The sequence below is a fragment of the Roseibium sp. R5 genome, assembly GCF_055755305.1.
Genome location: NZ_CM146910.1, coordinates 4,189,131 through 4,201,795, shown reverse-complemented (window position 1 = coordinate 4,201,795; position 12,665 = coordinate 4,189,131). Strand labels below are relative to the sequence as shown.

Here is a 12,665-nt window from a genome sequence, read left to right as displayed (position 1 = left end):
TTATTTTTCCGCAGCGGCATGAAGACGTTGAAAGATCTCGTCCAGAGCGATGCGCTGCTCTTTGCTCAAGGCCGCTTCCAAGTGAAGGGAATAGCCCAACGCTTTTGGTACGAGGTCCTCATACATGGCACGGCCATTATCGGTGAGTTGCAAGAGTTGTTCGCGCTGGTCATCCGGGTTCGCGCCGCGGCTGAGATGTCCTTTTTTCTCCAAAGCGGCGACGGCGCGGCTCACCTTCGTTTTGTGCATGGACGTTGCCTTTCCGATGTCGCGCGCTGTCATTGCTACATGTTCGCCGAGTGTTGCCACCACGCGCCATTCCGGGATCCCGATCCCGAAATCATCCGCGTAGATCTTGGACAGCGACCGGCTGACGGTCTCTGCCAGATGGTTCAGCCGGTAGGGAAGAAACTCATTGAGTTTCAGCACTGCTGTTTCTTGGGGCGCATTGCTGGTTTTAGGCATGAGAACTCAGGTCTTGTTGGGACATGCTTCACGCAAGATACGGATCGCATGCTGGAGAGGCGCAGCACCCCGTCAAGCCGATTGGTTTTCGGTGATCAGGGCCTCAATGGTAACCAAGCAGAAGTATAGCTGGTCAAAACAGAGGGGAAAGCACTCGGCGGTCATTTTGCAAATCTACGGAGCGTTTGCTTCTCGTTGTTCGGTTCAATGCCATAGAAATGCCTGTATGAGGCGCAATTACTGGACCTATCTGTTGATAAGAAAGAAACGTTTAACGAAATAATGCACCAAAATTTGCGAATCGATGCCGTAACAAGTGACGCTGGTGTGGCAAGAACATATTCACACCCTGAGACCGGTGAATTGCTCATCGGGTTGGCTGGCAGGAAAGCGAGGCTGTCATGACTACGGCAGACACATCATCTGAACGTGAACTCGGACAAGACGCGAAGATCCATGACCTTGGATCCGGGTGCTATGCCATTTCTGCCGGAGGGTGTCCGAATACCGGTGTGATCGTTGGTGAGCGCGGTCTTCTGGTTATCGACGCCCAGCCGACGGAAGAACTCGGCCAGATTTTCCTCAAGAAGATCCGCGAGATCTCTGACAAACCGATCAAGGTCCTGCTGCTGACGCATTTCCATGGCGACAGCACGGCTGGTGCCGCAGCCTTTGAGGCTGGCGAGGTGATCGCGTCTGATCTGACCAAACGCATGATGGAAACCCGCGGTCTTGATGATTGCGAAGTTCTGAAAGTCCGGTATCCGGATTTTTACCCGGCAGGTCATGCGCTCCCGGCGCTGGCGATGCCGACCATGACGATCGCATCGTCGATGTCGATTGATCTTGGTGGCCGCGAAGTGCGTTTGATGCATCTTGGCCGCGGCCACACAATGGGAGATCTCGTCGTCTGGGTGTCCGATAGCGCCGTACTTTACGCCGGTGGCTTGGTGCAATCGAACACGGCACCTTATTGCGGTGATGCACATTTGGCAGATTGGCCGCGGGCTTTGGACCGCATCATGGCGTTCCGTCCGTCCGCGCTGGTCCCAGGCCATGGCCGTCCGGCCATCGGATCAGCCGCTGTCGCAACCGCGATCGAGACAACCCGCGACTATGTCGTGACATTGCGGGATGCAGCCGCAGCTTGTGCCGAGAGCAAGTTGGGCCTGCACGACACCTTCCAATCCCTCAACGATGCACTTCAGCCGAGATTTGGCAGCGCGCTCCTCTTTGATGCGCATCTGCCGTTCAACGTCGCCAGGGCGTATGATGAAGCGCAGGGGCTGGACCAGCCGCAGATCTGGACACGGGAACGTTGCGACGATCTGGAAGATGCGCTGACCCGCACATCGCCGGTTTCTCAAAAAACGGAAGTCGCGGTAGCAGAAGATGAGCCAGTGGCCGTCGACGAGATAGTTGCAGAAGACTCTGGTGCAGATGTTGAACAAGACACGGGCGAGACCGCAGAAGCACCTTCAGAAGCTTCAAATGAACTCGTAACTGACAGTGACTTTGCAGCGTCTCTGCTCGCTGGCGGTGAAGAGGCGGCTCCGGACGGCGAACTCCTTTTGGAAGAAGAGATTGACCAGGACGAGAAGGTTCTGGAAAAATCCGGCGCCTAAACTGCAGGCAATACTCGATAAACACCGCTCGGGTCCTATCATGGCCCGGGCGGTTTTGCTTTCTAAGGCCTGCGCTGCTTGATACCTTGCAGTCGGTTCCCACATTGAAGTCAACTTTTTCGACACTTGGAGTTTTATCATGCGGTTCCGCACTGCAGCCATCCTCTTTCTCAGCCTTTGCATGCAGTCCGCTGCCCCGGCACTTGCCAACGATGAACCGGATCTGATCTTCAAAAAATCGACCGTCTGGAAGTTTTTGACCCCGGACCACAAGCTGGCGACCTATGCAATCGATGACCCGCTGATTGACGGAGTGTCCTGCCACTTCACTGTTCCGGAAAAGGGCGGAGTTTCCGGTTGGCTGGGCGTTGCAGAAGAAGTCTCGGATGTATCGCTCGCATGCCGTCAGGTCGGCCCGGTGCAGATCAAGGAAAACTTCGAGCAAGGCGAAGAAATGTTCCGCCAAGGCCGTTCGTTCATGTTCAAGAAGATGCGGATCGTGCGCGGCTGCGATGTGAAGCGGAATACGCTCGTTTATATGGTTTATTCCGACAAGCTGATCGAAGGTAGCCCGAAGAATTCAACATCGACCGTACCGTTGATGCCTTGGGGAACCCAGGAACCACCGCGCTGTGGAGACTACTTGGAGAGCTAAGCCGGGAGGCCGCAGCTTGCGCCTTATTGGCGTGAGCCCGGCTTGTCGCCTTCGAGCGTTTCGAGATGGTGGGCGACTGGCAGTTCGGCGTCCGCACAAAAATGCTTGTAAAGCATGGCCATCACATCTTTGACCGGCTCGCTGGCCAGTCGGTAATAGATGGTGGTGCCTTCGCGCCGTGTTGAAACAAGCCCTTGCGCGCGTAACAGAGCAAGCTGCTGAGAGACGGTCGGCATACGCATACCGGTCTTCTCGGCAAGTTCGCCAACGCTGCGCTCTTCGTCCATCACATGGCACATCAGAAGCAACCGGGGCGCGGAAGCCATCAGCTTCATGAATTCTGCGGCGGTCTCCGCTTTTTCTTCCAGCGCTTTGTAGTCCATCAATAGATCTTGCCAAACTTCGTTGTGGGACGCAATCAAAGAACGTCCGTGTTCTTTGGCGCTTTTATATGCGGCTGGCAACGGTGACAACCAGGTTTCCGTTTCCACAACCGGTTCCGGTCATCAGGCAAACGCTTTTCTGTTGAACTTCGTTGCCGAATGCCTTTGTTCCGTCCGTAATCGCCAAGAGCGCGATGAACGGACCGCCGAGGACAATAGCCAGGAAGATGATCACAAAAAGGCGGTTCAACATTTTCTTTCTCCAGAAGGCAACGCTGTGTTGTTGATCCGGAGAATATGTTTTGCGCCTTGAACCCATGCTGAGTGGCGTATTCAGCTACCGTTCAGGTTTATGAACTTCACTCAAGCTATTGATAGATCTGAAGAAATCTCTACAGATTCTCTGTCATTGCGGTCCGTAGCGCGTCCAAAAGCTTCTCGTCCCGGCCATAAATGTCTTTTCTGAAGTGAGTCGAACCGTCCTTGTTCATCCATGCGGTCAGATAGGTGAGATGTACTTCGATCGGCACGCTGGGTTTGACGACGGTCCGCTTTTCTGAATCCCGGATTTTCTCCCAATGCCCTTCATCCGCATTCTTGTGGGCCAGCAGGACATCAGCGAGTGCAAAGGGATCTGATACTCGGATGCAGCCATGGCTGAAGGCCCGTTCGGCCCGAGAAAACAGGGATTTTGATGGGGTGTCGTGGATGTAAATATTGAATTCGTTCGGGAACATGAACTTGATCCGGCCGAGCGCATTGCTGTTTCCCGGATCCTGACGCAGCCGGAAGGGGAAATTGCCGCGGGCATAGCTGTTCCAGGCTACCTGCGTTGGGGCGATTTCAGTCCCGTCCCGGAACACCCGGATGTTTTTGCTCGTAAGGGCCGAGGGATTTTGCTTCAGCTTCGGCAAATACTCCGACGTGGCGATGGAATAGGGGACGTTCCAGAAGGGATTGATCTCCACGTAGTCGAGCGTATCGGAAAACACCGGTGTGGCGTGGTAAGGCTTGCCAACCACCACCGGCGCGGTGTGGATGGTCTTGCCTTCCTTGACCACTTTGAGCTCCTGGTCGGCCAGGTTGACGAACACATAAAAGCTGCCGAGATCGTCCCGCATCCAGCGCCGGCGCTCCATGTTGAGCTCCATCTGGACCAGTTTTTCTTCCAAGGGAATGTTCAAGCGGGCGAGGGTTTCCTTGCCGATGACGCCATCGTTGGCTAGGCCGTGGTGATCCTGAAAGGTTGTGACGGCTTCGATGAGAATATCGTCGTAAACATCGCCGCTGTGTTCGGCTGCTCCTGGGATGTCTTCTTCAATCAGCCGCTGCCGGAGCGCAGCAACACGCGGATCGCTCATGCCGGGCTTAAGCACATCACCGTCCGGAACAGTGGTGAAGGGGCCGCTGGCTGCTTTCTCGCGATATTGAGCAAGACGCCGTTTCAAGCGCGCGTAATTGTCAGAGCGGGGCGCAAGACCTTCCAGGAACACGCTGAAGTCAATCGCCTCTACGGCCTGTTCAAGCAGCATCGTCGGGTCCGGACGGTCCGGAAAGAGGTTCAGAGCCTTGTTGACCTTGTTGGGTTGAACGCGGCCGGAAGAAAGGTGCGTGGCATAGCGCAGATACTGCTTGGTGAGTTCCAGCTCAAACTGAGCCCAGTCGTCTGCGGTCTGGGCAGAGGAAGCCATATCCACAAGGCCGAGCGGATCATAGTTTTCCGGATTGAGCGCGTGCTCATTTGCCGCCGCCATGGCTGCAACGGCCAAATGGGCGTTTTCGCTCATGCCCTCGGCGGAAAACCAGATCGGGGCAAAAGCGCGCTGCCCGTAAAACAGGACTGCCTTTTCCGAGACATCCGGTGACATCGCCGCTTGCAGCGCCTTGGCGATTGGCGTTTCCGGTTCCAGGAAGACGGGCGCCGGGACTTCCACGTTTTCTGCGGCACGCTGCGGCTTTGAGGTTGGGGATGGCGCCGATTGGGCAAGCCCTGCCAAGGGCTGTATCGCGATCACCGCTGTTACTAGCGTGATCAGTGCTGCGTGTCGAATGTACCGGCTCGCATGATCTGTCCTGTGCATCGGAAAGCCCCTCCTTGATTCCCGCAGCGTCAGATTAAAGGTTCCCGGCCGGTGCGCCAACGCCAGAACCTGAAGGAAGGGCTGTTTGCATGAAAAAGTGATCTTGACCGCTCTGATGAAACCGGTCCATAACCCTTGCCATGATGACGGCCACACGGAACATCATTATCACCACCATTATTTGCAGCTAGCGACACCGCTGGCTGTGGCCGTTCCCTCTTGGCAAATTTCCTTGTAGACGGACCGCCCGGCCAGCCGGCCAGGAGACCGTTTGACATGAGCGCCGCTGACCCAGCGAAATCCGGCACCTTCAAGGGCTTGAAGCTCACCAACACATTGACTCGCCAGAAGGAAGACTTCTGCGCGATCGATGATAGCAATGTGCGTCTCTATGTCTGCGGACCGACCGTTTACGACTTTGCCCATATCGGCAATGCGCGTCCGGCGATTGTGTTTGACGTTTTGTACCGGTTGTTGCGCCATCTCTACGGCGCTGAGCACGTTACCTACGCCCGCAACATCACGGACGTTGACGACAAGATCAACGCACGTGCGCTGCGCGATTATCCGGATATGCCGCTCAATGAGGCGATCTCAAAGGTTACCAAAAAGACGGCGGATCAATACCAAAAGGATGTGGCATCTCTTGGCTGCCTGGAGCCGACGGTCCAGCCGCGGGCAACCGAGCACATCGATGGCATGGTCAAGATGATCGAACTGCTCATCGAAAAAGGGCATGCCTATGTGGCTGAGACCGCGGACGGCGGCGAAGTGCTGTTCGACACGGTTTCAATGCCGGATTACGGCGGTCTGTCCAAGCGCAAGCTGGATGAGCAGATCGCGGGTGCCCGCATTGCGGTAGATAGCCACAAGAAGAACCCGGGAGACTTTGTGCTCTGGAAACTGTCCTCACCCGAAGAGCCCGGCTGGGACAGCCCCTGGGGGCGCGGGCGTCCGGGCTGGCACATAGAATGCTCTGTCATGAGCGAGCACCATCTTGGCAAGGTCTTTGATATTCATGGCGGAGGGCTGGACCTCATCTTCCCGCATCATGAAAACGAGATCGCCCAATCGTGCTGCGCCAACGACACAAAGACCATGTCGAATTATTGGGTTCACAATGGCTTTGTGCAGGTTGAAGGCCGGAAGATGTCCAAGTCGGAGGGCAACTTCTTCACCATCCACGAGCTTCTGGAGACGGAGAATTTCGGCGGCCGCAAATGGCCTGGCGAAGTGCTGCGCCTTGCCATGCTGATGACCCACTATAAGGAGCCAATCGACTTTTCCGTCCGCAAGCTGGAAGAGGCAGAGAACCTGTTGGGCAAATGGCCGGATCTTGTCGAGACGGATGCGGCTCCAGCAGCAGACGTGCTTGATGCCATGAACGATGATCTGAATACGGCCGCCGCCATTCAGGCCTTGCATGGCCTTGCAGGCGAGGCGAACAAGGACCCGGTTAAACTGGCCGAGTTTTCAGCTTCTGCAGCTCTGTTGGGTCTCAAGCCTGTTGCAGCGGATATGTCCGGCATCGACGAAGCCGCAATCAAGGCTGCCATCACTGCCCGGCTGGAGGCGCTCAACGGAAAGAACTGGGCCGAAGCCGACCGGATCCGCGATGAACTGGCATCTCAAGGTATCGCGCTAAAGGATTCAAAAGACTCTGAAACCGGCGCCCGCGTGACGACCTGGGACCTTAAGCGGTGAACTGGGTTAGGGAAAGACAGGCCTAACGGTTCTTCGCAGTTCACGAAAAGCCGTTAGAGCAAAAGGGAGAGGCAAAAGGATGGCGGAAGAAACAGACATCAAGTCCGGCGGCTGTCAGTGCGGGGCGGTTCGGTACTGTGCTGAAGGGTTCAAACGGCCGTCGATCTGCCATTGTCGTATGTGCCAAAAGGCGGTCGGCGGACCGTTTGCAGCGCTCGTCGTCGTTGAAAATCTCAGTTGGACGCGTGGAGAGCCAGCTTACTTTCAGAGCTCAAACCTCGTTCGGCGCGGGTTCTGCCGGGACTGCGGCACACCGCTGACCTATGAGTTTGAAGGCTCTCATATCGACATCACGATCGCGAGCCTCGACCAGCCGGATCTTGTGGCTCCGGAAATCCAGTTGGGACTGGAAAACCGCTTGTCCTGGTGCGAGGGACTTGCGGATCTACCCACCCGAACGGAAGAAGCGGAGGCTGCGGCACAGGACGTGTTTTCCAACATCCGCAACCACCAGCATCCGGATCGGGATACGGATGCCTGGCCGGAGACCACCCGATGACTGAAACCTACACCGGGGGCTGCCAATGCGGCGCGGTCCGTTTTCGCATTGAGGGAGCACTTGGCGAAGCGAGCATTTGTCATTGCCGGATGTGCCAGAAGGCATTCGGCAATTTTTTCGCGCCACTTGTCGATGCGCGCCACGAAGATCTGACCTGGACCCGCGGGCAGCCAACTTATTACGCCTCCTCTGATGTGGTCGACCGCGGGTTCTGTAACCGGTGCGGAACACCGCTTGTTTTTGCCTATCGCGATTATCCATTGATTGGGCTGGCGATCGGAGCATTTGATGAGCCTGCCCGTGTCCCCGTTACGAAACAACACTGGAAGCGGGACAAGATCTCGGGCGTTGACACATTGCATGCGTTGCCGGGCGGGCCCGAAGATGACCCGGAATTTGCAGATGTGATCGCCGAAATTGACGCCAGCAACCACCAACATCCAGACCACGATACGAAAGAGTGGCCCTTAGCGCCGCAGATGTCCGACGGAACAGACAGATGACCAAAGACCGCCTCTACCTTTTCGACACGACCCTGCGCGATGGTGCGCAAACCAGCGGCATTGATTTTTCCGTAAACGAGAAGATCGTCATTGCAGAACTGCTGGAGCGGCTTGGGGTCGACTATGTGGAAGGCGGTTATCCTGGAGCAAATCCGGCCGATACCGAGTTCTTCTCTCAAAAGCGGACAAAAAATGCGACGTTCACTGCCTTCGGAATGACGAAGCGGGCAGGGCGGTCGGCGTCGAACGATCCTGGCCTCCAACAGATCTTGGCCAGCCAGTCGGACGCCTGCTGTTTTGTTGCCAAGGCCTGGGACTATCATGTGGATGTGGCGCTTGGTTGCACAAATGAGGAAAACCTCGAAGCGATCGAAGGTACTGTCACGGCTGCCGTTGCGGCCGGCAAGGAAGCCATGATCGACTGCGAGCACTTCTTCGACGGCTACAAAGCCAATCCGGACTATGCACTCGCCTGTGCTCGGACTGCCTATCAGGCCGGAGCCCGCTGGGTTGTTCTGTGCGATACCAACGGGGGCACATTGCCCGACGAGATCCATTCCATCGTGACGAAGGTTCAGGAGGTCGTACCCGGCAGTCAACTTGGCATTCATACGCACGATGACACGGGTCATGCGGTGGCCAATTCCCTGGCAGCCGTCGATGCCGGGGTGCGGCAGGTCCAGGGGACCTTGAACGGTTTGGGCGAGCGCTGCGGTAATGCCAACCTGATCACACTGATCCCGACCCTGAGACTGAAATCACAGTTTGCCGACCGGCTGGAAATCGGTGTCAGTGAAGACCAGCTTCAGGACATCACCGCGATTTCTCATGCCTTCGACGAGATCCTCAACCGCTCGCCCAACCGGCATGCACCCTATGTGGGGGAAACGGCATTTGCGACCAAGGCTGGCATTCACGCCTCGGCTATCTTGAAGGATCCGCAAACCTATGAGCATGTCGCCCCGGAGACGGTGGGCAACCAGCGCCGGGTGCTCGTATCCGATCAAGCCGGAAAGAGCAATCTGCTGGGCGAGTTGGCACGTGTCGGCATCACGGTTGACAAGACCGACCCCCGTCTGGACCGGTTGCTGGCCAAGGTGAAGGAGCGGGAGGCGCTGGGCTATGCCTATGAGGCAGCGGATGCATCCTTTGAACTGCTTGCGCTCCGCGAGCTCGGAGAGGTGCCGGATTTTTTCCAGGTAGATTCCTTTAAAGTCATGGTCGAGCGCCGGTTTAATGCCATCGGTGATCTGATCACGGTCTCCGAGGCGGTGGTTAAGGTCAATGTCGATGGGGAAACCCGTATGTCCGTCGCAGAAGGTAATGGCCCGGTCAACGCGCTCGACATGGCCCTGCGCAAGGACCTTGGAAAGTATCAGGCCGCGATTGAAGGGCTAGAGCTGATCGACTATAAGGTGCGCATCTTGAACGGTGGTACCGATGCGGTGACCCGGGTTCTGATCGAAAGCCATGATGCCAGGACCCAGCGGCGCTGGTTCACCATCGGTGTCTCCTCCAATATCGTCGATGCGTCCTTTCAAGCGCTGGTCGATTCCATCACATTCGCGCTTGTCAAAGCTCAGGAGAGCTAAGGTTCGGCGCCAGAAAGGCACGCGCTATGTCTGAGCCCGTGACACGCACCGAGGCGGAAAACGAACTCCGCCGTGGCCTCCTCTTTGGCCTTGCGGCTTACGGCATGTGGGGGTTCTTCCCGGCCTACTACAAGCTGACCGATACGGTTTCGGCGGACCTCGTCGTTGCGCACCGGATTGCCTGGTCCGTGCTGTTTGTCGGCGGCTTTTTGTATCTCCGGGGCCGCTGGCAGGAAGTTCTTGATGTCTTCGCTGACCCGGCAGTCTTGAAAAAACTCGCGATGTCCGCATCGTTCATTTCGGTCAATTGGCTGGTCTTTGTCTGGGCGATTGCGAACGAGCAGGTGCTGGACGTATCGCTCGGCTATTTCATCAATCCGCTCGTCAGCATTCTGGTTGGGCTGATCGTTTTGCGCGAACGCATGACGAAATGGCAGTACATTGCCGTTGCCATGGCCGGATTTGCCGTTGTCTTGCAGGCGGTACTGGCGGGTGGGCTGCCCTGGGTGTCTCTGGTGCTCGCGTTCTCGTTCGCAGGCTACGGCTATGTGCGGAAGGTGACACCGGTAAAGGCAACGCCCGGCCTGTTTGTTGAGACGGTGCTGCTGTTTCCGATTGCGATCGGATACCTGCTTCTCAGCCTTTCATGGGGTGTGGATGCGCTGATCCTGGATGATATTCCAGTCCTCATTGCGCTTGCAGGCACAGGCATTGTTACGGCGTTGCCGCTGATCTGTTTCAGCTCGGCCGCACGCCGTCTGCCACTCTTCATGCTTGGTTTGATGCAGTACATTGCGCCATCGATACACTTTCTGATGGCGGTCTATGTCTGGGGAGAGCCGCTGGATCAGGTCAAACTGCTCGGTTTTGTCATGATCTGGATTGCGCTCGTGGTCTTTACATTCGACAGCTGGCGGAATGCACGAAACGCCAGAAAAGCGCAGCAGGCGACGGTCTAATCTGCTGGTCTGTCATCCGTCGGAAGCGACGGCGAGCATTTCAAACCCATTCCGCTTGGAGGCGTAAAGATGTTTGTCGGCGATGCTGAGCGCGTCGGAGATCTCTCCGCCCTCGAGCTTTGCAATGCCGACACTTGTTTGGCACAGAAGGTCGGTTCCCGAATGGCGGATCGGGTGTGTGCTGAGGCTCTTCATGAACCCGGCTAGTTTAAGGGTTAGGCTGTCGCGTGTTTCCGATCGGAAGATCATGCAGAACTCGTCGCCGCCCAGCCGGATGATCATGTCCTCCGGTCCGGCGAGCGCTCGAAGCTGGCGCGCAAAACCCAGAAGGACACTGTCGCCGACATCATGTCCGTATTCGTCGTTGATCTGTTTGAATGAATCGAGATCAAACACTGCAATCCAAGACGCCTTATTGCCCGAATGTGCCCAGGACTCGATTTGCTTCACGGCCTTTGTGAATAGGAAGTGCCTATTGTGCACCCCTGTCAGCGCATCCTGCATGGCAAGGGTGTTGAGCTCCGCGATGCGGTCCATCATGTCCAGGTTCAACGAAATCCGAAGAAGGATTTCTTCCGGCGCGTAGGACTTGTCGATGAAATCGGCAGCACCGTATTTCAAGAAGCGGATACGGTTGTCTGAGTTCGACAGCGATGACATGCCAATGACGCTCAGGCGCTCGCGGCTGTATTTCCGCCGCACAGTTTTCAAAAATGCAAATCCATCTTCGTCCGGCATGTAATAATCGGCAAGAACAAGCCGGATGTGCGGGTGATCGCGCAACATCTGCAGGGCTTCAGCCGGAGTGCTGGCCTGGTAGGTCTGATAAAGGTGGTGCGATGTAATTTGGGCGACCCTCTCCCGATCGACAGAAGCATCATCAAGAATCAAGATGCCAATCTTGGGGTTGTAGGAGAGCCGCTTCAGAAGTTCGGCCACATAATCGAGGCTCGCCGGGGTGTCCTTGAGGACGTAGTCGATTACCCCTTTAGCAAGGGCCTTTTCGCGGACTTCGTTGTCGAACTTGCTCGTGAAAATGATTGTCGGGATGTTTCTGTTGCGGCAAAGGTCAACGATTTCGCCATTTGGCGCATCCGGTAGCGTCAGATCCACCAATGCAAGGTCCGGTTCACAGATCGGCATGTCGAGACAGCTTTCCGCTTCTCGATAATTCCGGGCGACCATGATCTGGTGCCGTCCGATATCTTGAAGCCGGTCAACGATCGCCTTTTCGAAAAACGATGCGTCTTCCACCAGAAGCATAGTGCGCATGAAAGCTGATCCGCCAGTGTGATTTGCTCGGTAAATCTACAAGGGAAGAAGCTTCCAAGACCTTAACCCGATGTTCAAAACATACCCACAAGACATGCGAAAATCGTCGTCCAGTCGCCGAACACCTAACGTTTGGAGAGTTTCGTTATTATTTGCTGGCTAAAGATCTGCCGCCGCCGCGCCACCTTCAAGCGGCGCATCAGAACCATCGCCGATACTTTTTTCCAGCATGGGGATGATCTGATCCACTTGTTTGGCAATCAGGTAAGGAACTTCAGTGTCTGGCCGGATGTATCCTTGCGCGCGCATGTGATCGAGCAACTCAAGAAGGGGAGACCAAAAGCCATTGATATTGGCAAGAACAACAGGTTTGCGGTGCTGCCCCAACTGAGCCCAGGTCATCATTTCAACGGCTTCTTCAAGCGTGCCAATCCCACCGGGCAGAGCGATGAAGGCATCTGATTTTTCGAACATCAGATGTTTGCGTTCGTGCATGTTCTGGGTGATGACGAGGTCTTCAACTGTGTCCAGCATTACCTCGCGTTTTTCAAGAAACTGCGGAATAATTCCGGTGACTCGGCCGCCGCATTCCATGGCTGCGCGCGCGACGGTCCCCATCAGGCCAACTGAGCCGCCGCCATACACAAGCCGCAGTCCGGATTCGGCAATCAATTGGCCAAGCCGTGCGGCTGCCGCCTCATGTGCAGGGTCCGACCCGAAGCTCGAGCCGCAATAAACACAAACGCTTTTGAGATGCTTAGGAGAATTTGTCGTCATAACGACATGATGTGGCATTGCGCCCTGCATAAGGTCAAGCATTCTGTTCGAAAGGCCGGTTGGTGATCCGCGGTTTTCTTGCCGCGGCAC

General features: G+C 56.1%; 13 protein-coding genes. 7 read left to right on the top strand and 6 right to left on the bottom strand.

What is annotated here, in order from left to right:
• The gene (locus AC0J4F_RS19555) at positions 1–465 is read right to left on the bottom strand and encodes a MarR family winged helix-turn-helix transcriptional regulator (RefSeq protein WP_473024398.1); all 465 of its coding nucleotides are present in this window, start codon (positions 463–465) and stop codon (positions 1–3) included.
• 401 nt (positions 466–866) lie between these two features.
• Between AC0J4F_RS19555 and AC0J4F_RS19550 the strand changes: the two genes are divergently transcribed.
• Positions 867–2,090: an MBL fold metallo-hydrolase gene (locus AC0J4F_RS19550; RefSeq protein ID WP_473024397.1), complete on the top strand. Its 1,224-nt coding sequence runs from the start codon at positions 867–869 to the stop codon at positions 2,088–2,090.
• A gap of 139 nt (positions 2,091–2,229) precedes the next feature.
• Positions 2,230–2,745, top strand: a complete 516-nt coding sequence (locus AC0J4F_RS19545; protein ID WP_040451832.1) for a CreA family protein — start codon at positions 2,230–2,232, stop codon at positions 2,743–2,745.
• Between the two features lie 23 nt (positions 2,746–2,768).
• Here AC0J4F_RS19545 and AC0J4F_RS19540 read toward each other — a convergent pair whose 3' ends face one another.
• The 3 genes from AC0J4F_RS19540 to AC0J4F_RS19530 form a co-directional block, all read right to left on the bottom strand.
• Complete coding sequence (locus AC0J4F_RS19540; RefSeq protein WP_008188976.1) at positions 2,769–3,128, bottom strand: ArsR/SmtB family transcription factor; 360 nt, start codon at positions 3,126–3,128, stop codon at positions 2,769–2,771.
• Positions 3,129–3,192: 64 nt separating this feature from the next.
• Positions 3,193–3,381 carry a sugar transporter gene (locus tag AC0J4F_RS19535; RefSeq protein WP_133950422.1) on the bottom strand — a complete coding sequence of 63 codons (189 nt, stop codon included), beginning with the start codon at positions 3,379–3,381 and terminating at the stop codon, positions 3,193–3,195.
• A gap of 139 nt (positions 3,382–3,520) precedes the next feature.
• A complete protein-coding gene (locus AC0J4F_RS19530) occupies positions 3,521–5,209 on the bottom strand; it encodes a L,D-transpeptidase family protein (protein ID WP_473024396.1) in 1,689 nt (562 codons plus the stop codon).
• A gap of 276 nt (positions 5,210–5,485) precedes the next feature.
• On the opposite strand from AC0J4F_RS19530, the gene cysS reads away from it, so the two are divergent.
• From cysS to rarD, 5 genes are all read left to right on the top strand, one after another.
• Positions 5,486–6,913 carry a cysteine--tRNA ligase gene (gene cysS / locus AC0J4F_RS19525; protein ID WP_473024395.1) on the top strand — a complete coding sequence of 476 codons (1,428 nt, stop codon included), beginning with the start codon at positions 5,486–5,488 and terminating at the stop codon, positions 6,911–6,913.
• A 79-nt stretch (positions 6,914–6,992) separates the two neighbouring features.
• Complete coding sequence (locus tag AC0J4F_RS19520; RefSeq protein WP_166672748.1) at positions 6,993–7,472, top strand: GFA family protein; 480 nt, start codon at positions 6,993–6,995, stop codon at positions 7,470–7,472.
• Positions 7,469–7,975 (top strand): GFA family protein, encoded by a 507-nt coding sequence (locus AC0J4F_RS19515; protein ID WP_473024394.1) that lies wholly within the window; start codon positions 7,469–7,471, stop codon positions 7,973–7,975. The genes AC0J4F_RS19520 and AC0J4F_RS19515 overlap by 4 nt, the downstream gene beginning before the upstream one ends.
• Positions 7,972–9,567, top strand: coding sequence for a citramalate synthase (gene cimA / locus AC0J4F_RS19510; protein WP_473024393.1), 1,596 nt, complete (start codon positions 7,972–7,974; stop codon positions 9,565–9,567). The genes AC0J4F_RS19515 and cimA overlap by 4 nt, the downstream gene beginning before the upstream one ends.
• Positions 9,568–9,593: 26 nt before the next feature.
• Positions 9,594–10,526 (top strand): EamA family transporter RarD, encoded by a 933-nt coding sequence (gene rarD / locus AC0J4F_RS19505; protein ID WP_166672747.1) that lies wholly within the window; start codon positions 9,594–9,596, stop codon positions 10,524–10,526.
• Between the two features lie 12 nt (positions 10,527–10,538).
• On the opposite strand, the gene AC0J4F_RS19500 is transcribed toward rarD, so the two are convergent.
• Positions 10,539–11,798 (bottom strand): GGDEF domain-containing response regulator, encoded by a 1,260-nt coding sequence (locus tag AC0J4F_RS19500; RefSeq protein WP_473024392.1) that lies wholly within the window; start codon positions 11,796–11,798, stop codon positions 10,539–10,541.
• 159 nt (positions 11,799–11,957) lie between these two features.
• Positions 11,958–12,593, bottom strand: coding sequence for an LOG family protein (locus AC0J4F_RS19495; RefSeq protein ID WP_235812920.1), 636 nt, complete (start codon positions 12,591–12,593; stop codon positions 11,958–11,960).
• Positions 12,594–12,665: the final 72 nt, after the last annotated feature.

Coding starts and splice junctions, on each gene's coding strand:
- AC0J4F_RS19520 (WP_166672748.1), top strand. CDS start 6,993: ATGGCGGAAGAAACAGACATCAAGTCCGGCGGCTGTCAGTGCGGGGCG.
- AC0J4F_RS19500 (WP_473024392.1), bottom strand. CDS start 11,798: ATGCGCACTATGCTTCTGGTGGAAGACGCATCGTTTTTCGAAAAGGCG.
- AC0J4F_RS19555 (WP_473024398.1), bottom strand. CDS start 465: ATGCCTAAAACCAGCAATGCGCCCCAAGAAACAGCAGTGCTGAAACTC.
- AC0J4F_RS19535 (WP_133950422.1), bottom strand. CDS start 3,381: ATGTTGAACCGCCTTTTTGTGATCATCTTCCTGGCTATTGTCCTCGGC.
- AC0J4F_RS19495 (WP_235812920.1), bottom strand. CDS start 12,593: ATGCCACATCATGTCGTTATGACGACAAATTCTCCTAAGCATCTCAAA.
- AC0J4F_RS19545 (WP_040451832.1), top strand. CDS start 2,230: ATGCGGTTCCGCACTGCAGCCATCCTCTTTCTCAGCCTTTGCATGCAG.
- cimA (WP_473024393.1), top strand. CDS start 7,972: ATGACCAAAGACCGCCTCTACCTTTTCGACACGACCCTGCGCGATGGT.
- cysS (WP_473024395.1), top strand. CDS start 5,486: ATGAGCGCCGCTGACCCAGCGAAATCCGGCACCTTCAAGGGCTTGAAG.
- AC0J4F_RS19540 (WP_008188976.1), bottom strand. CDS start 3,128: ATGGACTACAAAGCGCTGGAAGAAAAAGCGGAGACCGCCGCAGAATTC.
- AC0J4F_RS19550 (WP_473024397.1), top strand. CDS start 867: ATGACTACGGCAGACACATCATCTGAACGTGAACTCGGACAAGACGCG.
- rarD (WP_166672747.1), top strand. CDS start 9,594: ATGTCTGAGCCCGTGACACGCACCGAGGCGGAAAACGAACTCCGCCGT.
- AC0J4F_RS19530 (WP_473024396.1), bottom strand. CDS start 5,209: ATGCACAGGACAGATCATGCGAGCCGGTACATTCGACACGCAGCACTG.
- AC0J4F_RS19515 (WP_473024394.1), top strand. CDS start 7,469: ATGACTGAAACCTACACCGGGGGCTGCCAATGCGGCGCGGTCCGTTTT.